This is a genomic window from Shimia sp. (assembly GCF_049116215.1).
Lineage (GTDB): Bacteria > Pseudomonadota > Alphaproteobacteria > Rhodobacterales > Rhodobacteraceae > Shimia.
Window position 1 is genome coordinate 300,592 of record NZ_JAGDZB010000003.1, and the last position, 21,238, is coordinate 321,829.

At 58.3% G+C, this 21,238-nt stretch carries 22 protein-coding genes; 5 read left to right on the forward strand and 17 right to left on the reverse strand.

Annotated features, from left to right (window positions below; genetic code table 11):
- Positions 1–61 precede the first annotated feature (61 nt).
- From JXR15_RS10110 to JXR15_RS10150, 9 genes are all read right to left on the reverse strand, one after another.
- Entirely contained in the window at positions 62–1,432 is a 1,371-nt protein-coding gene (locus tag JXR15_RS10110) for a glutamine synthetase family protein (protein WP_422053107.1), read from the reverse strand.
- A complete protein-coding gene (locus JXR15_RS10115; protein WP_422053108.1) occupies positions 1,429–2,112 on the reverse strand; it encodes a type 1 glutamine amidotransferase in 684 nt (227 codons plus the stop codon). Before JXR15_RS10115 ends, JXR15_RS10110 begins: the two co-directional genes overlap by 4 nt.
- Before the next feature lie 59 nt (positions 2,113–2,171).
- Positions 2,172–3,488 (reverse strand): glutamine synthetase family protein, encoded by a 1,317-nt coding sequence (locus JXR15_RS10120; protein WP_422053109.1) that lies wholly within the window; start codon positions 3,486–3,488, stop codon positions 2,172–2,174.
- 193 nt (positions 3,489–3,681) lie between these two features.
- Positions 3,682–4,488 carry an ABC transporter permease gene (locus JXR15_RS10125; RefSeq protein WP_422053110.1) on the reverse strand — a complete coding sequence of 269 codons (807 nt, stop codon included), beginning with the start codon at positions 4,486–4,488 and terminating at the stop codon, positions 3,682–3,684.
- Entirely contained in the window at positions 4,485–5,375 is an 891-nt protein-coding gene (locus JXR15_RS10130; RefSeq protein WP_422053711.1) for an ABC transporter permease, read from the reverse strand. The genes JXR15_RS10125 and JXR15_RS10130 overlap by 4 nt, the downstream gene beginning before the upstream one ends.
- 115 nt (positions 5,376–5,490) lie before the next feature.
- A complete protein-coding gene (locus JXR15_RS10135) occupies positions 5,491–6,198 on the reverse strand; it encodes a transporter substrate-binding domain-containing protein (protein WP_422053111.1) in 708 nt (235 codons plus the stop codon).
- A 36-nt stretch (positions 6,199–6,234) separates the two neighbouring features.
- On the reverse strand, positions 6,235–7,008 hold the full coding sequence (locus JXR15_RS10140) for an ABC transporter ATP-binding protein (protein WP_422053112.1): 774 nt from the start codon (positions 7,006–7,008) through the stop codon (positions 6,235–6,237).
- 128 nt (positions 7,009–7,136) lie between these two features.
- Positions 7,137–7,871, reverse strand: a complete 735-nt coding sequence (locus tag JXR15_RS10145) for a phosphate/phosphite/phosphonate ABC transporter substrate-binding protein (protein WP_422053113.1) — start codon at positions 7,869–7,871, stop codon at positions 7,137–7,139.
- Positions 7,868–8,308 (reverse strand): TerB family tellurite resistance protein, encoded by a 441-nt coding sequence (locus JXR15_RS10150; protein WP_422053114.1) that lies wholly within the window; start codon positions 8,306–8,308, stop codon positions 7,868–7,870. Before JXR15_RS10150 ends, JXR15_RS10145 begins: the two co-directional genes overlap by 4 nt.
- Before the next feature lie 171 nt (positions 8,309–8,479).
- On the opposite strand from JXR15_RS10150, the gene JXR15_RS10155 reads away from it, so the two are divergent.
- The 5 genes from JXR15_RS10155 (at position 8,480) to JXR15_RS10175 (ending at position 14,924) form a co-directional block, all read left to right on the forward strand.
- Positions 8,480–10,213: an ATP-binding protein gene (locus JXR15_RS10155; RefSeq protein WP_422053115.1), complete on the forward strand. Its 1,734-nt coding sequence runs from the start codon at positions 8,480–8,482 to the stop codon at positions 10,211–10,213.
- The gene (locus JXR15_RS10160) at positions 10,210–11,550 is read left to right on the forward strand and encodes a sigma-54-dependent transcriptional regulator (RefSeq protein ID WP_422053116.1); all 1,341 of its coding nucleotides are present in this window, start codon (positions 10,210–10,212) and stop codon (positions 11,548–11,550) included. The genes JXR15_RS10155 and JXR15_RS10160 overlap by 4 nt, the downstream gene beginning before the upstream one ends.
- A gap of 122 nt (positions 11,551–11,672) precedes the next feature.
- The gene (locus tag JXR15_RS10165; RefSeq protein ID WP_422053117.1) at positions 11,673–12,683 is read left to right on the forward strand and encodes a C4-dicarboxylate ABC transporter substrate-binding protein; all 1,011 of its coding nucleotides are present in this window, start codon (positions 11,673–11,675) and stop codon (positions 12,681–12,683) included.
- 193 nt (positions 12,684–12,876) lie between these two features.
- Complete coding sequence (locus JXR15_RS10170; protein ID WP_422053118.1) at positions 12,877–13,509, forward strand: TRAP transporter small permease subunit; 633 nt, start codon at positions 12,877–12,879, stop codon at positions 13,507–13,509.
- Between the two features lie 14 nt (positions 13,510–13,523).
- Positions 13,524–14,924: a TRAP transporter large permease gene (locus JXR15_RS10175; protein WP_422053119.1), complete on the forward strand. Its 1,401-nt coding sequence runs from the start codon at positions 13,524–13,526 to the stop codon at positions 14,922–14,924.
- Between the two features lie 21 nt (positions 14,925–14,945).
- Here the strand turns inward: JXR15_RS10175 and JXR15_RS10180 are convergent, their stop codons facing one another.
- The 8 genes from JXR15_RS10180 to guaA form a co-directional block, all read right to left on the reverse strand.
- On the reverse strand, positions 14,946–15,377 hold the full coding sequence (locus JXR15_RS10180; RefSeq protein WP_422053120.1) for a TerB family tellurite resistance protein: 432 nt from the start codon (positions 15,375–15,377) through the stop codon (positions 14,946–14,948).
- Complete coding sequence (locus JXR15_RS10185; RefSeq protein ID WP_422053121.1) at positions 15,374–15,667, reverse strand: DUF1330 domain-containing protein; 294 nt, start codon at positions 15,665–15,667, stop codon at positions 15,374–15,376. The genes JXR15_RS10180 and JXR15_RS10185 overlap by 4 nt, the downstream gene beginning before the upstream one ends.
- Before the next feature lie 67 nt (positions 15,668–15,734).
- Positions 15,735–16,652 (reverse strand): DMT family transporter, encoded by a 918-nt coding sequence (locus JXR15_RS10190; protein ID WP_422053122.1) that lies wholly within the window; start codon positions 16,650–16,652, stop codon positions 15,735–15,737.
- Positions 16,653–16,757: 105 nt separating this feature from the next.
- Positions 16,758–17,801, reverse strand: a complete 1,044-nt coding sequence (locus JXR15_RS10195; RefSeq protein WP_422053123.1) for an OmpP1/FadL family transporter — start codon at positions 17,799–17,801, stop codon at positions 16,758–16,760.
- Between the two features lie 112 nt (positions 17,802–17,913).
- Entirely contained in the window at positions 17,914–18,786 is an 873-nt protein-coding gene (locus JXR15_RS10200; protein WP_422053124.1) for a DMT family transporter, read from the reverse strand.
- Positions 18,783–19,061, reverse strand: a complete 279-nt coding sequence (locus JXR15_RS10205; protein WP_422053125.1) for a putative quinol monooxygenase — start codon at positions 19,059–19,061, stop codon at positions 18,783–18,785. Before JXR15_RS10205 ends, JXR15_RS10200 begins: the two co-directional genes overlap by 4 nt.
- Positions 19,062–19,134: 73 nt before the next feature.
- Complete coding sequence (locus JXR15_RS10210) at positions 19,135–19,476, reverse strand: hypothetical protein (protein ID WP_422053126.1); 342 nt, start codon at positions 19,474–19,476, stop codon at positions 19,135–19,137.
- A 104-nt stretch (positions 19,477–19,580) separates the two neighbouring features.
- Positions 19,581–21,140 (reverse strand): glutamine-hydrolyzing GMP synthase, encoded by a 1,560-nt coding sequence (guaA, locus tag JXR15_RS10215; RefSeq protein ID WP_422053127.1) that lies wholly within the window; start codon positions 21,138–21,140, stop codon positions 19,581–19,583.
- Positions 21,141–21,238 lie beyond the last annotated feature (98 nt).

The following is a 21,238-nucleotide window of genomic DNA, read 5'->3' on the forward strand; positions in this document are numbered from 1 at the left end:
CACTTTCCATAAATTTCCCCGCCGGAGGCAGCAGGTTGGCCAGGGGCCAACCGTTTGGCTGTCACACGTTGAGCAATAGGTGCTCGCGTTCCCATGGGGAGATCACCGACAGGAACTCTTCGTATTCCGCGCGTTTCACAATGGAATAGACCCGTGCAAAATCCGGTCCAAGCACTTCGTGCAGGTCTTTGGCCTCATCAAACAGATCCAGTGCGCCACCAAGAATACGGGGAATGGCTTCTTCACCATCATAAGCGTCGCCCTTGAACTGTTTGTCCGGGCGTTCCTGTTCCAAGAGGCCAAGGTAACCACAGGCCAGAGAGGCCGCGATGCCGAGGTATGGGTTGCAGTCCATACCGGCGATGCGATTTTCCACGCGGCGGGCTTGCGGCGAGGAAATTGGGATGCGGATGCCGGTGGTGCGGTTGTCTCGCGCCCATTCCAGATTGATCGGGGCTGCGTGATCGCGCACGTATCGACGGTAGGAGTTCACATAGGGCGCCATCACGGCAATTGCGGCGGGCAGGTGATTTTGCAGGCCGGCAATGAAGTGGAAAAACGCATCCGTTTCGCCGCCTTGCGGGCCGGAGAAGATGTTTTGCCCGGTTTCGATATCAAGGATCGAATGGTGAATGTGCATGGCAGAGCCGGGTTCGTCCTCGATGGGTTTGGCCATGAAGGTGGCGTAGCAATCGTGGCGCAGCGCGGCTTCGCGGATAAAGCGTTTGAAGTAGAAAACCTCATCCGCCAGCTTCAATGGGTCGCCGTGGACCATGTTGATTTCAAGTTGGCCGGCGCCACCCTCTTGGGTGATACCGTCGATCTCAAAGCCTTGGGCCTCGGCAAAGTCGTAGATGTCGTCAATAACCGGGCCAAATTCATCGACGGCTGTCATGGAATACGCCTGACGCGCGGCCGCTGGACGGCCGGAGCGGCCCATCATCGGTTTGATTTCCTGACGTGGATCGGTGTTACGGGCCACCAGAAAAAACTCGATTTCCGGAGCCACAATTGGCTCCCAGCCTTTGTCACGGTAGAGCTGGATCACCCGTTTGAGGACATTTCGCGGCGAAAACTCGACCGGCGATCCGTCCAGATTATAAGCGTCGTGAATGACCTGAAGCGTCCAATCGGCGGTCCAGGGCGCGGCGGTGGCCGTGCTCCAATCCGGGCGCAGGATCATGTCTTTTTCGATAAAGCCTTCGTCACCTGCCGCTTCGCCCCAACCACCTGTTAGGGTTTGATAAAAGATCGAATCCGGGAGGTGGAAATATTCTTGGCGGGCAAATTTGGTGGCCGGCACGGCCTTGCCGCGGGCAATCCCCGGAAGATCGGAGATGATGCATTCTACTTCGTCGAGACGGTGGCCCTCCAAATAGGCGCGGGCGGCGTCAGGGGTCTTTGATAGCCAATCGGTTTTGGGGGCGGTCATCGGGGGCGCTCCTGTCGGAAGAAGTCTGCAAATTGATCTGCAATGGTTTGACTGTTTGTGGGTTCATCGAGGTCGTCGATGGCGGCGTCGAGGATGTCGTCTGGCACAACACCGCGACCGCGGGTGTTGATCAGGCCGTCGACAAAGTCGGCGGAAAACTCCGGATGCGCTTGAACGGTGATGGCGCGGTCGCCGTAGAGGATGGCTGCGTTTTTGCAAAAATCATTGGAAGCGATCGCAACGGCGCCGGGTGGCAATTCTGTGACCTGGTCCTGATGCCAGGCGTTCATGGCAATTTCAGTGCCGGAAAAGTCGTAACTCTGACGTCCGACAGCCCAGCCGCCGTCAAATTTTTCCACTTTTCCACCAAGAGCTTGGGCGATGATCTGATGGCCAAAACACACGCCAACCAATGGGATGCTTTGTGTCACGGCATCGCGGATGAAATCTTCCAGTGGTGGGATCCAGGCGTGGTCTTCGTAGACGCCGTGTTTGGAGCCGGTGATGAGCCAGCCGTCGGCGTCGGTCACCGACCCGGGAAACTCTCCGTCGACCACTTTGTAGCCTGCAAATTCGAATTCCTGCCCCGAGAGCAAGGACTTAAACATCTCGATGTAGTTGCCGTAGTGCGGTTCAAGCTCGTCAGGCGCGTGGCCAGTCAGAAGGATGCCGATTTTCATGTGTCACCAGAATTTGATCAAATTTACGGTAGCGGGAGACAGGCGCTCGCGCAAGCGTGTCATACACGCTCCAGATAGGTTTTCCAGCGGTCCGCCGCATCGATCTCGGCGAGTTTTCGCGTCTCCTGGCGTTTGGTCATCACCAGATTGTCGATCAGCTGCTTTGGCAGGCAACGTGCAATAAACGCATCGCTTTCAAACAGCGCAATGGCGTCGTCCCAGCTTTTGGCCAGCTGCGGCAGGTCCTGCGCATAGGCGTTGCCGGTGGTTGGGGCAGGCGGCATCAAGCCTTCCGTGATGCCCTCGATAGCAGCCCCCAGGATGGCCGCGAGCATCAGGTAAGGGTTCACATCCCCCCCGGAGACCCGGTGTTCGATGCGGCGGGCGGCGTTGGGACCGCCGGGAATGCGGATGGCGGCGGTGCGGTTTTCATAGCCCCAGCACACGGTTGTTGGCGCGTGGGCGCCGGGGGCAAAGCGGTCATAAGACGGGCCGTGCGGCGCGAAGATCAGGGTGGAAGCGCGCATGGCCTCCAAGCAGCCTGCCACAGCGGACTTAAGCAGGTCAGAGCCTTCTGCGGTGCCATTGTCAAAGACGTTGTTGTCGTTCTCATCCACCACAGAAAAATGCACATGCATGCCGTTGCCGGCATCATCGCCATAGGGCTTGGCCATGAAAGTGGCGGCGAAGCCGTGGTTGCGCGCGGTTTCGCGCAGCAACTGCTTGATCAGCAAGGCATCGTCGGCGGCTTTCATCGCGGTTTGGTGGTTGAGGGTAACCTCAAACTGCCCCACGCCACCTTCGCAGGTCATGGTTTGCAAAGGGATGCCCATGGCCGCTGCGCCATCGTAGATATCGCTGAAAAAGTCATCAAAAGCGTCCAGCTCAGAGACGCTGAGGATTTCGGATGCGTCGAGCTGGCGGCCATTGCGGGGGTGCTTTGGCGGCACAAGTTGGTCACCGCTGTCGTCCACAAGGGTGAACTCCATCTCGGTGGCGGCCACCACTGTCCAGCCGCGGGCGGCGTAGCGTTCTAGCACCGCGGCCAAGGCTTGGATTGGGTCGCCCATAAACGGGCTGCTGTCTTCGTTGGTCATGCCCATCAGGACCAGTTGGGAGGGCGTTTTGAGCCATGGCATTGGCACGGCGCCACGGGGTGATGGGGTGAGCACACCATCCGCATCGCCGCTTTCAAACACCAGCGGGCTGTTCTCGATGTCACAGCCCCAGATGTCCAGATTAAGGGCTGAGAGGGGCAGACGCGCGCCGCCTTTGTTGAGTTTTGCGAGATGTTCGGAAGGCAGCCGTTTGCCGCGCAATTGGCCGTTGAGATCTACTGCACCAATCCGGAAGGTTGCGCTTTGTGCCGGGTCCATGGGTCACCATTTCGATAATTTGATCAAAATATCGGGCGCGCGGGGTGAATTGTCCAGAAGAATTTTAAACCGTCATTTTCCACGTCGGTATTGCGTCTGTATCGCGACTATATTGCGGAGGTGGCGTAAAAGCAGAAACACCCGCCAATTTTTGGCGGGTGTTTTGCAATTTTTCAGGTGGTGTGGCCCGCGATCAGCGGATCAGATTTGGACGCAAACGCAGTTTTTTCACGGCTGCCTGAGGCAGGTGTTTGTTCAGGCGTTTGTTCACCAGACCAAAGATCCAGATGATCACCAGCGTGAGCATGATGAAATACATCGCCAGGATCGGGTAGGGCACAAACGGGTTGTAGGTTTTGTCCGCAAAGTAATTGGCATAGTAGAGCGCGTCGCCCTGTTGCCGCCAAGCCGGGAAACCGGAGAAGAACACCAGCGTGGTGGCGTGGAACAGGAAGATGGCCTCGTTTGTGTAGGCCGGCCACGCCAGGCGCATCATGGTTGGGAACATGATGCGGCGGAAGCGGAACCAACCGGTGATGCCATAAGCGTCTGCGGCTTCCACGTCGCCTTTCGGGATGGAGCGCAGCGCACCGTAGAAGATCTCTGCCGAATAGGCGGAGGTGTTCAGGAACAGCACAATCAGTGCGCCCAATGCCGCAGAGGACAGTGGGTTGAAGATTGGCGACACGCCCTTGAGCGACAAGAACAGGAAGTAGCCAAAGAAGAACTGGATGAACAGCGGGCTGCCTCGGAAGAGGAAAATAAACCACTCCGCCGGTTTGCGCGCCCAAAGGCTGTTGGAGTTTTTGGCCACTGCCAGCAGGTTGGCAAAGAAGAAGCCGGTCACAATTGCCAACAGGCCGTAGTAAACGTTCCAGATCATGCCGGAGCCGATCAGGGTGAAGTGCTCACACAGGGTGAAATCCGTGCGCGGCAACATACGCTCGCCATAGCCCAAGGAGCGGAAGGCGTAGTTCTGAATGGTGTCGAAACAGCTCATGCCGCACTCCCCGCTTTGCGTTGGGATTCCCCGTCCAATGTGGCCTGTCCATGGGACAGACGTTTGGTGACACGTGCCAAGACAATCTCAGACACGCGGGTGAACAGCAGGTAGAAAATCAGCAGCGCCAAGAAGTACCACATGCGCCAGTCGCCGTGCGGATAGGCGGTGAAGCGCGCGGTTTTGGACGCGCCAAGATCGCGGGCCCAATAAACAATGTCTTCGACGCCCAGCAGGAACAACAGCGGGGTGGCTTTGATCAGCACCATCCAGAGGTTGGACAGGCCAGGCAAGGCGTAGATCCACATCTGTGGCATCAGGATGCGCCAGAAGGTTTGGCGCGGAGACATGCCGTAAGCTTCGGCGGTTTCCAGCTGTGGCCGGGGCACGGCCTGCATGGCGCCGTAGAGCACGTTGGCGGCAAAGGCACCAAACACGATGGCAAAGGTAAACACAGCCAGCCAGAAGCCATAGATTTCGTGAATCCACTGTGGCGAAGAGCTGAGCGGCATTTTGGCGACGTCACAAACCAGGAACTCGCTGCCCTGGCGCACTGGATCGGTCCACTCTGGGCATTTGACCTTGTGGCGCATCCATTCGATGGCCTGATCAAGCGCAATCACAAAGAAGAGGAAAAAGGCAATGTCCGGCACGCCGCGCACAATGGCGATGTAGCCTTTGCCAAACCAACGCACGAGAAAGAAGCGCCCGCGCGCAGCCATGGCGCCGCCGAGGCCAAATAACAGCGCGGTCGGGGCGGTGATCGCCAGCAACAACAGCACCGTGCCAAAAGAGGCGTAAAAGGCCATGTGCTTCCCAGTGGTGAGATAGCAGCTAAGCCAGGACAAACCTTCTAGGACTGAAGGATCTGAGCAATAGGCAAAAATGGCTGGCCTCTTTCGTGTGATCTTGGGGCAGTGTGGCCACGTCGGGCGGTCCGCCGGGTGGGAAAAGGGGGAGGCTGAGCCCCCCCCCCTCAATTGGTTTTCAAATGGGGAAGGCTTAGAACTTGCCTTCGATTTCCCACTTGTCCAGCAGAGTGTTCAGGGTGCCGTCTGCCTTCATGGAAGCGATGGCTGCGTCGAACTTGCCGCGCAGATCGTCGTCAGATTCGCGGAACGCCATGCCGATGCCGCCGCCGAGGTATACGTCTTCGATGAAGGTCAGGTCGGTTTCAGCCACAAATGGTGCCAGGAAGTCTTTGTCCGCCATCACGGCATCTACTTCGCCTGCGTTCACAGCTGCGATGGTTTCATCCGGGGTGTTGAACTCCACCAGTGTCGCGCCAGTGGTGGCCACGTGGCTGGACTGGATGGTGCTGGTTTGCGCCGCAACGATCGCGGAGTTCACGTCCACGTCGGAAGACAGGGCTGCGTAGGCGGATGGGGATGGGCGGGTGTAACCTTGGGTGAAGTCCATGGTCTCTTCACGCTCATCGGTGATGGACATGCCTGCGATGATGGCGTCGTAGTTGCCGGACTGCAGGTTAGGGATGATGCTGTCCCAGTCGTTGGTGACCCACTCACAGGTCAGCTCGGCGCGTTTGCAGAGCTCGTCGCCCAGCTCGCGCTCAAAGCCGTCAACTTCGCCAGCGTCGTTGATGAAGTTGTATGGAGGGTAGGCGCCCTCGGTGCCAAGGCGCACGGTGTCAGCCATGGCGAAGCCTGCGGTCAGTGCCAGTGCGGCAGTGCTCAGGATCAGGTTTTTCATAGTTTTGCTCCCTATGGTTTGGTTGTTCTGTTGTTATTATGCGGCGGTTGAAGACAGGAACTGTTTCAAACGCTCAGATTTTGGATTGCCAAACAGCTCGTCTGGCGCGCCTTGTTCTTCGATCAGGCCTCGATGCAAAAACACAACGTGATCAGACACATCTCGGGCCATTTTCATGTCGTGGGTCACGATCATCATGGTGCGGCCTTCCTCAGCCAGCGCTTTGATCACGCGCACGACTTCCTGTTCAAGCTCCGGGTCGAGCGCCGAAGTGGGCTCATCAAACAGCAGCGCCTCGGGTTCCATCGCCAAGGCGCGGGCAATGGCGGCGCGTTGTTGCTGGCCGCCGGAGAGCTGCGCCGGGTAGGCGTCATGTTTGTCGGCAATACCAACTTTGTTGAGGTAGGCATGTGCGGCCTCTTCAACCTCAGCCTTGTCGCGGCCAAGCACGGTGACCGGGGCTTCCATTACGTTTTGCAGGATGGTCATGTGGGACCACAGGTTGAACTGCTGAAACACCATCGACAGGTTGGTGCGGATGCGCAGGATCTGTTTGGGATCCGCCGGTTCGCGGGAATGGCCCGCGCCTTTCCAGGTCACAGGTTCGCCTTTGAACAGGATCTCGCCCTGCTGGCTGTGCTCCAAAAGGTTGGCGCAGCGCAGGATTGTGGATTTGCCGGAACCAGAGGAGCCAATCAAAGAAACCACATCGCCGCGGTGCGCGGTGATATCCACGCCCTTGATGACTTCTAGGTTGGCATAGGCCTTGTGCAGGTCGCGGATTTGCAGAACGGGCGTGGCTTCGCTCACAGTGTCCCCATCAGTATTGGGTTAATCATTGGTTGCCCAATAGGAATGAAAATTTGCGCAATTGCAACTTTCAAAAGGGCGGGTGAAGCCCCCTAAGTGACGTTTTGTGCATTCATTTGGCCAAAAGGTCAGGGCGCTGGCGGGTTTGGCACAGCCTCATAAGAGCTTTGCGGCAGCGTCACCAGACCTTGCAGATACAATTCCTCGCGTTGACCCGACGTCAGTGTTTGAATGGCGTCGCGTAACGCTTTTTGGATGCGCTCCACATCTTGGTAACATGCGGAAATGAAGGGCAAAGCTGGTGTGGGTGGGGTCATATCTATAACAACCAGATCCGCAGCAAAGTCATCATAGCGTTCCATCAATTTCCAGCTGATGATGTCCAATGCGGCAAAATCCGCCGTGCCCTGGGCCACCATTTGAGCCGATTCCCGATGCGATCCGCTTTGCAATCGGGGACCGATTCGAATGTTGTGTTGGTCAAAATGACGCCAGACAGCCGCCCATCCGGATTGTGATAGCGGTTCGTTGTAAGCGAGCGTGGCGCCGTCCAATGCGGGGAGGTTTTGTCCCTCACATCGGCGGTGCGCGGCAACCACGGAACAGTAGTGACCGGCTGGCGCTTCCAGAATGCCGTGATCCGGCGCGCCAATCAGGGCAACTTTGTCCTTCAATCGCGTGCGGTAGGGAAAGCCACAGGTCTGCGCCAGTAACAGGTCCGGGCTTTTCCAGGTGTCCCAGAGATCGCCGTCTCGGGTCTGTTGCTGCGGCCCGTTACCGTAAGCGGCACGAAACAGGTGCCATAGCCGATCCCACGTTGCGGCCACTTCAGGCCGGTCATACATGGGAAAGGCAGCAATCATGCCTGTGCGGCCATACGTTGGCGCGCCAAAGCGCTGTCGCGGTCCGAGATGCCCAAAAGATTGGCGGCCAAGCGAATGACGCTGTCTTCTTCCGCGTCGCGTTCGCCGTCTGCCTGAACCACTTGCCACATGGCTTCGATCACCTCGATGCGCGCTTCCAATGGCACCGCGTCTTTAATCGCGCGGGTGAACCGCACGGTGTCGGGGGCTTCGGATTCCAGTGTTTCCGCCTCTTTGCGCAGGGCGGTGGCCTCAAATGGGCTCAGTTCATACCGACCGGTCACAATGCGCTCAATGCGCTCGGCTTCCGCAGGGTCATAGACACCGTCAGCGCGGGCGATGCGCACCAATAGGGCAGTCAGCGCCAGGCGGGCATCAGCGTTGTCCAAAGTCTCAGGGGCGGGCGCCGTCAGGCGTTTGAGAAAATCTGCAAACATAGGCAAAGATGTAGGTCGCACAGCAAAGTCTCGCAACCACTCATTCACATTCAAAAAATATCCTGGGGGAGGCGCCGGTTGCGGCGGCGGGGGCAAAGCCCCCAGAATCCCGTTTCCAAGTGCGCGGCATTGGCCTAGCCTGCGCCAACTTTTGCAACTGTGCCTGGCCCAATGTCTCGACGTCCTTTGATCCTCTCTGCGATTTTGACCCTGTTGGTGGGGTTTGTGGTGCAACGGGCGGCGTTTGACTATTTCGCCGAAGAGGAATGGAGCAAGGCGCAGGGGCAGCTGTCGCTCTATCGCAGCACAGTTGTGGCGGAGCTGGAGCAGCATAGTCATCTGACGCACATTCTGGCGCGAGACACCTTTGTGACCGAGGCGGTGGCCGGCGGTGGCACAGGGCCGTTGAACGCGCGCCTTGAGGATTTTGCGCAGCAATCGGGGTTGGAAGCGATCTATTTGATGGATGCCAATGGGGTCACCATTGCTGCGTCCAATCACGCCAGCGAAACCAGCTTTGTGGGTCACAACTACGGGTTCCGCCCCTATTTCAAAGACGCGCTGCAGGGCAAACACGGGCGGTTCTATGCCATCGGCATGACCACAGGCTTGCCCGGTCTGTTTCTGGCGGATGGCGTGGTGGTCGAAGGCCATGAGGTGGCGGGCGTGATCGCTATCAAGAAAGGGTTTTCTGTACTGGAGGACAGTTGGCGGCGGGCCGGGCAACAAGTGATCCTGACCAACAGCGATGGCGTGGTGCTTTTGGCGTCTGATCCGGCGTGGCGCTATCGGGCGCTGACGCCGCTGACGGAGGCGCAAAAGCAAGAGATTGGCGCGGTGCGGCAGTTTTCCGGGCAGCCATTGGACCCGCTACAGTGGCGGGTGAAAACAGGTAACCGTGCGGTGATAGGCGGCGATGAGCGTATGCATCTGGTGGCGGATGATCTGCCGGATGGCTGGCAGCTGCATTATTTTGCGGATGATGACCGCGCGGTGGCGCGCAGTTGGCTGGCGACGGCGGCTGTGGTGTTTCTGGCCGGGGCACTGATGATTGTATTTCAGGTGCAGCGGGCGCGGCGCGTGGGACGGGCGCTGAAGCGAGCGGAAAAGGAAGAGGCGCAGCTGCGAAGTTCCAACCAGAAGTTGGCAGTTGAAGTAGCGGAGCGCAAAGCGGCTGAAGAGCGCTTGCAAAAGACGCAAAAAGAGCTGGAACAGGCCAGCCGCTTGGCGGCGTTGGGACAGTTGTCGGCCTCGGTGACGCATGAGTTGGGCCAACCTATTGCCGCCATGCGCAATCATCTGGCGGCGGCGGAGATCAATCCGCAAAATACGGCGCGGCTGGGGGGCGAGATCAGCGGGCTGGTGGGGCGTATGGAAGGCATCACGCGTCAGCTGAAGTTTTTTGCCACGAGCAGCGAGGAAGCCTTTGAGGTGTTTGATCTGCGCGCGGCGATGCAGGCGGGGCTGACGCTTTTGGCGCCGAACATCGAGAAGGGCGCTGTGGAGGTAGAAGTGCGGCAGCCTGACGAACCTGCTTGGGTGCGCGGCAACCGGTTGCGGCTGGAGCAGGTGATCACCAATGTGTTGCGCAATGCCTGTGACGCGATGGAAGAAGAGGACGCGGTGTCGCGCCTGTCTGTGACAGTTGGGCAGGAGGGCGCCGTTGCCTTCTTTGAAGTCGCAGATACTGGTCATGGGCTAGGGGCTGCAAGCCTGCCAGATTTGCAGGAACCCTTTGTGACCACGCGGGCCAGTGGGCGCGGTATGGGGCTGGGCCTTGCGATTTCTGCCAGTATTATCAAGGATCACGACGGCACGATGCAGGCAGAGGATCGGCCTGAAGGGGGCGCGGTATTCCGTGTGGAGCTGCCTGCGGTGCAGGACAACAACGAGCAGATGATATGAGCGACGAGCAGCCTTTTAGCCTTTTGATTGTCGATGACGACAAATCCATGCGCCAATCCTTGTTGGCGTTGCTGGAGGCCGCTGGATGGCAGGCGGAAGCCGTGCCGCGCGCTGATCGCGCGTTGGACAAACTTGGCGAGATGCATCCCGATGTGATCCTGTCGGATGTGCGCATGCCGGGGATGAGTGGGTTGGAGCTGTTGGCGCAGCTGGATCGCAATGTGGCACCACCCTTGGTGCTGATCTCAGCCCATGGGGATATTCCCATGGCGGTGCAGGCGATGCAGGCAGGCGCTTACAGTTTTGTTGAAAAACCCTATGAGCCACGCCGGTTGCTCACCATCTTAACCCATGCGGCGGAGCAAAGCCGGATGAAAGCCAGCAATGCACGGCTGAAGGAACGTCTGTTTGCACTGTCTGGTCTGGATCGGGTCTTGCTGGGACAAACAGCGGCGGTGATGGCCCTGCGTGAAGAAGTTTTGGACCTGTCGGGGCTGGGCGGCGCAGTCATGGTGCTTGGCGAGACCGGCACCGGCAAGGAATTGGTGGCAAGGGCGCTGCATGACCTCAGCGCGCGGTCGGATCGGCCGTTTTTGGCCATCAACTGCGCGGCGCTGCATCCGGACAGTTTTGAAGCGGAGATGTTTGGTGTGGCTGGCGGTGCCGAGGGGCGTCTGCAGGCGGCGTCTGGCGGCACATTGTTTCTCGATGAGGTCAGCAGTTGCCCGCCGGTGGTGCAGGCCAAGCTGCTGCGAGTGATCGAGGATCAGCAGGTCTATCCGGTTGGCTCCGGCGTGCCGGTGAACGTGGACCTGCGGATTGTCTCGGCCACCAATGAGGATGTGGATCAGGCGGTGGCGGATGACCGGCTGCGCGCGGACTTGCTGTTTCGTCTGAATACGTTTGTTTTGCAGGTGCCGCCTTTGCGACAACGCCGCGATGATCTCTCTCTGCTGGCCGGGCATTTTTTGGCGGACTATGCTCAGATGCATGAAATGGAGGCGCCGGAGTTGAGCCATGAGGATATGGCGGCGCTCTTGGCGCATGACTGGCCGGGTAATGTGCGCGAGTTGCGCAATGTCTGCGCGCGGCGGGTGATGGCCGCACGGCGGGGCGTCGGCTCGATGGCGGCGGCCTTGGCGGGGGATTTGGGCTCTGAGGATGTGCCGGACACGCTGCGCGAGGCGGTGGCCGCTTTTGAACGCGAGCTGATCGGCAAGGCGATCAAGGCGCATCAGGGGCGCATGGACGCGGCGGCGGCGGCATTGGGCATTGGGCGGCGGACGCTCAACGAGAAAATTGTGAAGCTGGGTCTTAACAAAGACGCGCTCTTGTAGCGTAGAGCTCACCCTGCGGAAATCCGCAGGGCAGGGGCGTTGCTCTGCGCAAATTCTCTCATTGGCATCTGTTGTGCCTTTGCGGCATGCTGTGGTCAGAAAAACGCAAATGGGAGGAAATTATGCGTAAGATTTTGAGCCGGACGGCTGTGGCCGCTCTGTCGATGGCCTTTGTCACGGAAGCAATGGCAACCGAATGGAATGTGTCCTTGTGGGGTAAGCGCCGCGCGTTTACCGAGCATGTTGAGAAGCTGGCGGAGCTTGTCTCTGAAAAGACTGGCGGCGAGTTCACTCTGAACATCAGCTACGGTGGCCTGTCCAAAAACCGTGAAAACCTCGATGGCATCTCCATCGGCGCGTTTGAAATGGCGCAGTTTTGTGCCGGTTATCACCGCGACAAAAACCCATCCATCACTGTGATGGAACTGCCGTTCCTGGGCGTGAGCTCGCTGGAGCAGGAAATTGAACTGTCCATGGCGGTGTATCAGCACCCGGCGGCGGTTGAAGACCTGGGCCGCTGGAACGCAACCCTGCTGATGCCGTCCCCGCTGCCGCAGTACAACCTGGTTGGCATGGGCGACGCGCCAGCCAAGCTGGATGACTTTGCCGGTCTGAGCGTGCGTGCCACCGGTGGTATTGGTAAAGCCATGGAAACCGTTGGTGCTGTGCCAACCTCCATGTCTGCGACCGAAGTGCGTCAGGCGATGGACAGCGGTGTTGTGAAGGCTGTGGCCTTTGCCCCCCACGCGCACATGTCTTATGGCACCATCGAGAATGCGACCTGGTGGACCACCAACCTGAACCCAGGCACCGTGAACTGTCCAGTTGTTGTGAACTCCGATGCTCTGGCAGACCTGTCGGATGATCACCGCGCGGCGCTGTTGGGTTCTGTTGAGGAATCTCTGGACCACTATGTGACCACCTACAATGGCAAAACCATGGACGCGTGGGGCCCGGCTCTGGAAGAGCGTGGCATTGCAAAAGTGGCCTTCACAGACGCAGAGATTGCAGCCTTCAAAGAAGCTGCAGCGGCTCCTGCGGCCAAGGCTTGGATCGAAGAGAACACTGCGCGTGGCCTGCCTGCGCAAGAGCTCTATGATCTTGTGACTGGCATGATCGCAAACGGCAGCTAAGCTGACCGGTAGGCGGGGGCTCTGCCCCCGTCTCACACCATTCTGGTGTGAACCCCCCCCCGGGATATTTTGAGACTGTGANNCAGTCTCAAAATATCCCGGAGCGCGAGGCAGCGCCTCGCCCATAGCACATCAAAAGATGTGCAAAACCTGTGCGCCACAGGCGCTCACCATAAAAACAGCGGGAGGTCCCATGGCCAGCGCAACTTCGGTGCTGACGGACAACAGTACCCTCAGCAAAATCGACACGCAGTTCTACAAACTCGAAAAAGTCCTGGCTTTGGTGAGTGGGTTGGCGGTGTTTTCTTTGATGCTCATGGCGGTGTTTTCCGTCGCCGGGCGGAATTTCTTCAATGCGCCTTTGCCGGGCTATGTAGATTGGATCGAACAGGCTATGCCGCTCATTGCCTTTATGGGGGCGTCTTACGTGATGCGGGATGGCGGTCACATTCGCATGGACATCCTGGTGGGGCAGCTCAAAGGGCGTGTGCTCTATCTGGTGGAGTTCATCACAACATCCGCCGTGCTCACCCTGATGGTCCTGTTGGTGTGGGGTACCTGGGCGCATTTTGATCGCAGCTTTGATTTTGGCGCGCCGATGTGGAGCCGGGACAGCTCCATGGACATCGCTCTGCCGCTTTGGCCGGCCAAGCTTTTGGCGCCGGTGGCGTTTTCGGTGCTCTGTGTCCGCTTGGTGTTGCAGCTGTGTGCCTATGCCAAAGCGTTTGTCACCAATGCCACCACGCCGGTTGCGGTGCCCCTGATCATTGATGCCGCCACGCAGGCGGCGATGGAAGCGGAGCATGTCTCCGGCCATGAGTCCTAAGGAAGACCACGACTATGGAACCGATTGATATTGGACTGGCGGTCTCAGGTGGCATGTTGCTGCTTGTGGTGCTGGGAATGCGGGTGGCCTTTGCCGCTGGTCTGGCAGGCATGGTTGGCCTGATCTGGATTTTCTGGGCCAAGTTTGGCTACGCGCCGGAACGGTTTGGCAAAGCACTGACCATCGCGGTGAAAACCGCAGGGCAGGTGCCACACTCCAAAGTGTCGAGCCAGGCGCTGAGCCTGATCCCGACGTTTATTCTGATTGGCTATCTGGCCTATTATGCAGGTCTCACCAAAGCGCTGTTTGAAGCGGCCAAACGCTGGTTGGCCTGGGTGCCTGGTGGCTTGGCAGTGTCCACGGTGTTTGCGACCGCAGGCTTTGCGGCGGTGTCTGGCGCCTCCGTGGCTACGTCGGCGGTGTTTGCGCGGATCGCGATCCCGGAGATGTTGGCGATTGGCTATGACAAACGCTTTGCTGCGGGTGTTGTGGCCGCTGGCGGCACCTTGGCATCCCTCATCCCACCATCTGCCATACTGGTGATCTATGCGATCATCGTGGAGCAGGACGTGGGCAAACTGTTGTTGGCCGGCTTTATCCCCGGTGCGTTTTCAGCGGTGATCTACGGGTTGTTGATTGTCGGCATGGCGATGACCATCAAAGGCTTTGGTCCCCCGGTGTCCGGCTTCACCTGGAAAGAGCGGTTTGCGTCTTTGCCACCAGCCTTGCCAATTGTGTTTGTGGTCGTGACCATCATCTTCTTTGTCTACAACCCGTTTGGCGGAGATGCCTGGGGCACGCCGACGGAAGGTGGGGCGATTGGGGCCTTTGTTGTCTTCTTGATGGCGCTGTATCGCGGCATGCGCTGGTCTCAGCTCAAAGACGCACTACTGGAAACAGCCAAACTGTCGGTGATGATTTTCACCATCATTTGGGGCGTGTTGATCTACGTGCGCTTCCTGGGGTTTGCCGATCTACCCAGTGCGTTCTCAGACTGGATTGTCTCGCTGACCATGTCGCCGATGCTGATTTTGGTTTGCATCCTGTTGGCTTACGCGGTGCTGGGCATGTTTATGGATGCGATTGGCATGCTGCTGTTGACCCTGCCGGTGGTCTATCCGGCGGTGATGGCGCTCAACGGGGGCGAAATGGTCTCTGCGGCTGACAGCACCTTTGGCATGAGCGGGCCGATGTGCGCGATCTGGTTTGGCATTCTGGTGGTGAAGATGGCGGAGTTCTGTCTGATCACACCGCCAATTGGCCTGAACTGTTTTGTGGTGGCTGGTGTGCGTGATGACCTGAGCGTGCAGGACGTTTTCAAAGGCGTGACGCCGTTTTTCATTGCGGACGCCATCACCATCGCGTTGCTGGTGGCCTTCCCGGCGATTGTGCTGTGGTTGCCCAGCCTGGCGTAAAGAAAAGCCTGTCGGCCCTGCTTATGAAGCAGGGCCGACGGGGGTATCTTCGGGCTTGATGCCCATCAGCTTGGAAATTTCCAGTAAGCTGGCGTCTTCGGCGGGGACGTGTTTGCCATCCGCTTCAATCACATCGACCATTTTCTGTGCCACTTCCAAGCGATGCGGGTAATCCACGTTTTCGCGGATCAAAAGAGCGAAGTCTGGCGTGCCCGGCGCGTTGTGCTCCAGCTTCTCGCAAGTGGCACGCAGTTTGGCAGCCTCAATGGGATTGAGGTCAAAGGTGGTCGCGAGAATGCGGTCGATCTCGCTGATTTCCAGCGCGTGATAGTTGTCATCCGCCTTCGCGACCCGCACCAGGAGCGCGCCGAGGGCGAGTTTCTCGTCCGGTTCTGGCAGCGGATCCGCATCGGTTTTTCCGCGCAGGCGGTCAAGCAGGTGGTCCCAGATCATGGATCATAGCCCTCGATGATGACGATGTCGCCGGCGCTAACTGGATCTCGCAGGGCTTTGGCGGCCTGATAGTCGGCGCTTTTGTAGCAGTCGAGCGCGGCCTGATAGCTGGGAAATTCAATCACCACATTGCGGCTGCGGGCGCTGCCTTCGGGGTTTTCAAACTGACCGCCACGGATCAGGAATTTGGCGCCGAAGTCTGCAAACGGTTTGGCGTTTGCTTGAACGTATTTTTGGTACCCGTCAATGTCATCCACATCCACGCGTCCGATCCAGTAGCCTTTGGCCATTCTGGTCTCCCTTGACGATTTTGTTTTTTGGCAGGGTGCCAAGCGGGAGGCGTGTTGGCAAGCGGAGTCAGGTTGGTTTTTTTGTGCGCAGGCGCGCAACGAGGCGGCCATCAAGAACAATCAGGCCAAGTGTGAGGAGGGCAAAACCAGCGTAGGCGCGCGGTGGCAGAGATTCGTTGAGGAATACGGTGCCCAGAAGAATGGCGACAGGCGGGATCAGCAGTGTGACCACAAGCAGGTTGCCGGAGCCTGCGGCGGCCAGCACACGGTAATAGAGCAGGTAGGCGGCTGCGGTCCCCAGAATAGCAGCGTAGGCGATTGCGGCCCATGTTGAGGCGGCAAGGCTGAGTGAGAAAGGCGCCTCCGTGATATGCGCCAATGGCAGGGCCAGGAAGGTGGTGCAGGTCAGCATGCCCGCGGAAGCCACCAAGGGAGAGCATCCCGCGAGGTGTTTGCGGGCCCAGACGCCGGCGAAGCCGTATGAGAGCGTCGCGAGCAGGGCTGCACCTTGGGCGAGGGAGCGTGGGTCCAGCGCAGTGAGATGGCTAAGGCCAATGGCCATGGCAACACCACAGAAGCCAAGGCCGATGCCAAGAGTTTTGGCGAGCGTCAGGCGCTCGTCTGGCAGGAAGAGTGCCGCGAGCAGGACGCCCCAGAGCGCAGTGGCGGCATTGAAAATCGAGGCGAGGCCACTTTCAATGGAGAGCTGGGCAAAGTTGAGCAGGCTGAAGGGGACCAGGTTGTTGAGCAGCCCCATCACCAGAAACGCGCCCCAGAGACGTGGACTGCGGGGGAGAGTGGCACCGGTTGCCAAAATCACCAACCAAAGTAAAAGCGCGGCCCAGAGGGTTCTGTGGGCAACCAAGGTGATCGGACCGATCTCGTCCAGCGCAATGCGGTTGGCAAAGAAGACCGCGCCCCAGAGGATGGCCAGCAGGAAGAGTTCGGCCCAGACGCGGGGCGTGAGGTGTTTTTGTGTGCTCATGAGTTTGGTTTAGCTGGTTAAGCTGTAGCACTCACTCCGAAACCTGCGCAAAGAAAAAGCCCCGCCGGTGGGGCGGGGCTCTCACGTTTTGTACTAAACCAATGTTTAGAAACGGTAGCCGAGGCGGATTCCGGCACCCCAAGCGGTGCTGTCGTTGAAGTCGACGGTGGAAGTTGCGCCGGTGCGGAAGAACTGGTCACCAAGCATCGCGTAGGTCAGACCACCAGAGACCGAGAATTTCTCGTTAACCTGATAGGTGGCGCCCAAGCCGATGCTTGTGGATCCTGTAGTCGGTGACAACAGTGTTGTGGTTGGACGAGTACCGGATTTTTCATAACCCAGCTGGAGCGCAAGAGACAGTTTGTCGTTGATCTGACGTCCAACACCCAGAGAGTATTCGATGGTGTCATCGGTAAAGTTCACCCAGTTGCCGTCGGTTGTGTCCAGCGAAAAACCGCCCCAACCAGCCCAACGCACGGAACCAAACACCAGAGTGTTGGCAGCGACGCCGGTTTGGAAATCCAAGTTTACGCTTTCTGGGAAATCAACGTCAAAGGTGCGCGGCGAAACCACATTGTGAGTGCCCTCAAAGCCGCTTTTGATCGAGTTGGCATAAGTCAGAGCGACGCGAAGTGCGATCTCTGGTTTTTCGTAAGCGACACCAAGCACACCGCCCCAGTCGTAGTCGCTGCTAGCGTCCAAAAGGCCAAGGCTGGAGGTGATATTGCCTTTCACTTTCAACGCACGTGCACCGCCGTGAATACTAAAGCCATTGCCGAAGTTGTATTGAACCAAAGCTGTCAGAGCGTCACTGTTGATGTCCGCGCCGCCACCGGTGAACGGGCCGTTGGTATAAGCAACATGCGCACCAAAGGGCTGATCGTAAATCAGCGCAATGTCCCAGTTTTCGTTGATTTCGTGCTTATAGCCAAACGACAGGTTGTTGTAGGACGGCAAAACGTCGGTTGTGTGCGTCACACCGCTGGTCGAGCCGTCAACACTTGGGCTGACGTGCTGCCATGTAAACTGTGCGTAGTTGCCTTCTTCAAAGAGGATGTTGACCCCTTGGCCGGAGCGGTCGATGCCGCCTGCAAAAGACGTGCCAGCGACCAGTGTCAGTGCAGTGGCTCCCCATAGCGCTTTTTTCATGTTGATGTGTCCCGTGGTTTTTGAGTGTTTTTTTATTTGTGACCATCAGGCTATTCGCGCAACTTTGTTTAAGTCAACGTTAAGGTAAGGTGCTGTTAGCCATGACTTTGCGTCACTTTGGCGCAGGCTTTAGGCGCAATTGGGACAATATGTTCAGGTAATTGCCCGCAAAAATCACTGCTGCGCCTACCAGGACCCAGAGATCGATTTGTTCTGCGTATAGTGTCATTCCTACAACAGCTATAAGCGGCAACCGAATGAAGTCGATCGGCATAACAACCGAGGCGGGAGCGAGTCGCAGCGCCGTCGTTAGACAATAATGCGCGACCAGTCCGGCGCAGGCGATCAACACGATCCAGGGCAAGCTCGCAACAGAGGGCACAGCAATGTCGCCGTCAAACCCGGCAAACAGGATCCCCAAAGCGGCTTGCATGACCGTCAGGTAAAACAGGATGCATGTGATGCTTTGGCTTCGGGTCAATTTGCGCGTGAAGAGAGCAGAGAGCGCAAAGCCAACCGCGGCGCCTGCGGCGGCGACTTGGCCAAAGTCCAGGGTTTGCGGGTTGGGACGAGCCACCAACAGGATACCAAAAAAACCAATCAGGGCCGCAAGTAATCCAATGGGGCGCAGTTTTTCCCCGAGGATCAGAGGCGACAGCAGGATAGCCCAGATTGGGGAGGTGAACTCCAAGGCAAAAACCTGTGCCAGAGGGATCACGGTGATGGCGTAGAACCAGAGGTTTTGACCGGCAAAATGACTCAGGTTACGCACAAAGTGCAGGCCGATGTTGTTTCGGTTGACTTGCCCAAGCGTGCCAGCGGCTCCGGCCACGCCAACCACAAGGACGATGCCGACCATGCTGCGATACATCATGATCTCAAAGGTATCGAGTTCCAGACTGACCGCGCGGCCTGCAATCGCCATAGAGGTGAATGAGACAATAGCGCCGCTCATCCAAACGGCGGCCTTCAAAGTGTCGTTCATTCTGTTAGGTTTTCGATTTGATAGCTGCGGGGAATGCCGTCCGTGGTTTTGGCCCAATCAGACATTTTTGTGCGGGATTGATGGGCATCAAAAGCTGCGCGGTCCACAAAGAGCTCAGCTACTTGGAAGCGTCCGGGATGGGCCGCATCCGGTGTGACCTCAAACGAGAGGCAGCCTGCTTCGGCGCGGGTGAGCGCGATGTGTTTGGGTAGAGCCTCTGTGACGGCGGTGAGGCGGTCGGCAGGCACGTCGATGTATCCGGTCAGCTTGATCATGGCTGGACCGTGGCAGGTCTTTTAAGGGGGGACAAGTGCACATGTGCACTATTTGCGGTACGAAGACACAGGATTACTCGGCGACGGTGCAACAGCCTCGCATAAGGTGATCGTCCGTCACCATCACAAAGGATAAAGGAAAACGGCCGTGTTTTGTGGCGCACTGCTTTTCGTCCACCACTGCGATTCCGGTCGCGGTCTCGATGGCGATATGCCAAGCCGAAGGAAACCCGTCATGGTCCTGACTGATATGCGTGGCGCTGCCAGTGCGACGTGAGTCCGTATGCCAGAACTGCGCCACCGGACCCAATATGGACAGAAACGCATCACCGGTGTCGCTCTCGCAGGCCAGGGGCATTGTTGCGAGAGCGGGTGTGGCGCTCATCAGGAGCGCAGAAAGGGTCAAGATACGCATGTCAGCTCCATTACCACAGGCACGTTTGCGTCGATGATGGGGCCGGAAAAACAAAATCGCCACCCCGAAGGGCGGCGTTTGCAGGTGGCGTTATAGCGCAGCCGTCATTCCCACTCGATAGTGCCCGGAGGCTTCGAGGTGATGTCATAGGTACAGCGGTTGATGCCTTTGACTTCATTGATGATCCGCGTGGCGGTCTCGCCAAGGAACTCATGGCTGAACGGGTAGTAGTCTGCGGTCATGCCGTCGACGGATGTCACCGCGCGGAGGGCGCAGGCAAAGTCGTAGGTGCGGCCATCGCCCATCACGCCCACGGTGCGCACCGGCAGGATTGCCACAAAGGCTTGCCAGATGTCGTCGTAGAGGCCGTGTTTGCGGATCTGATCGATGTAGACCGCATCTGCTTCGCGCAGGATTTCCAGCTTCTCGCGGGTGATCTCGCCTGGGCAACGAATGGCAAGGCCTGGTCCCGGGAAGGGATGGCGGCCGATGAAGCTGGCCGGCAGGCCCAACTCGCGACCCAATGCGCGGACTTCGTCTTTGAAGAGCTCGCGCAGAGGTTCGACCAGCTTGAGGCCCATCTTCTCTGGCAGGCCGCCAACGTTGTGGTGGCTTTTGATGGTCACGGAGGGACCGCCGGAGAATGACACAGACTCGATCACGTCTGGGTAGAGCGTGCCTTGCGCAAGGAACTCGGCGCCCTCAATGGTGTCTGCGTGTTTTTGGAACACATCGATGAACAGCTTGCCGATGATCTTACGCTTGGTTTCCGGATCACTTTGGCCTTCGAGCTCACCCAGGAACAAGTCGGTTTCATCCGCGTGGATCAGCTTGATGTTGTAGTTGTCGCGGAACATGGCGACAACTTCGGTGGCCTCATTTTTGCGCAACAGGCCGTGGTCAACAAAGACACATGTCAATTGGTCGCCAATGGCTTCGTGTAGCAGAATGGCGGTTACAGAGCTGTCGACACCGCCGGAGAGGCCACAGATGACCTGTTTGTCGCCAACCTGTTCGCGGATCTTGGCGATCATTTCCTGACGATAGGCACCCATCGTCCAATCACCGGAGAAACCGGCGATTTTCACAAAGTTCTCATAAAGCTTTGCGCCGTTGGGCGTGTGGTGCACTTCAGGGTGGAACTGCACCGCGTAGAAGTGACGTTTGGTGTCGGCGGTGATCGCGTAGGGTGCGTTAGGGGAGGTGCCGTAGACCTCAAAGCCCGGTGCAATTGCGCTGACGTGATCGCCGTGGGACATCCAGACCTGCTCGTCACCGTCGGCAAACCAGCCATCAAGGATGTCGAGCTTGCTGTTGGGGGTCACAAAGGCGCGGCCAAATTCGGCGGTGCCGTGGCCGCTGTCCACTTGACCACCCAATTGGGTCATCATGGTTTGCTGACCGTAGCAGATGCCAAGAATGGGCACGCCGTAGTCAAAAATCTCTTGTGGCGCGCGCGGGGACCCTTCGCGGGTCACGCTGTCTGGGCCACCGGAGAAGATCACGGCCTTGGGCGCGAAACTGCGCACGAAGTCCATGTCGACGTTTTGGTAGGGGTGGATTTCGCAGTAGACGTTCAGCTCGCGCAGGCGACGGGCGATCAGCTGGGTGACCTGGCTGCCGAAGTCAATGATAAGAAGGCGGTCATGGGATGTCTGGGTCATGGCGGACGCATAGAGAAGAGTGGCGTTTTTCGCAAGATCGTTCGCGCGATCTGAGCTGGCTTTTTACGGGATGCAGCGATCAATCGCAGGACGGGCGT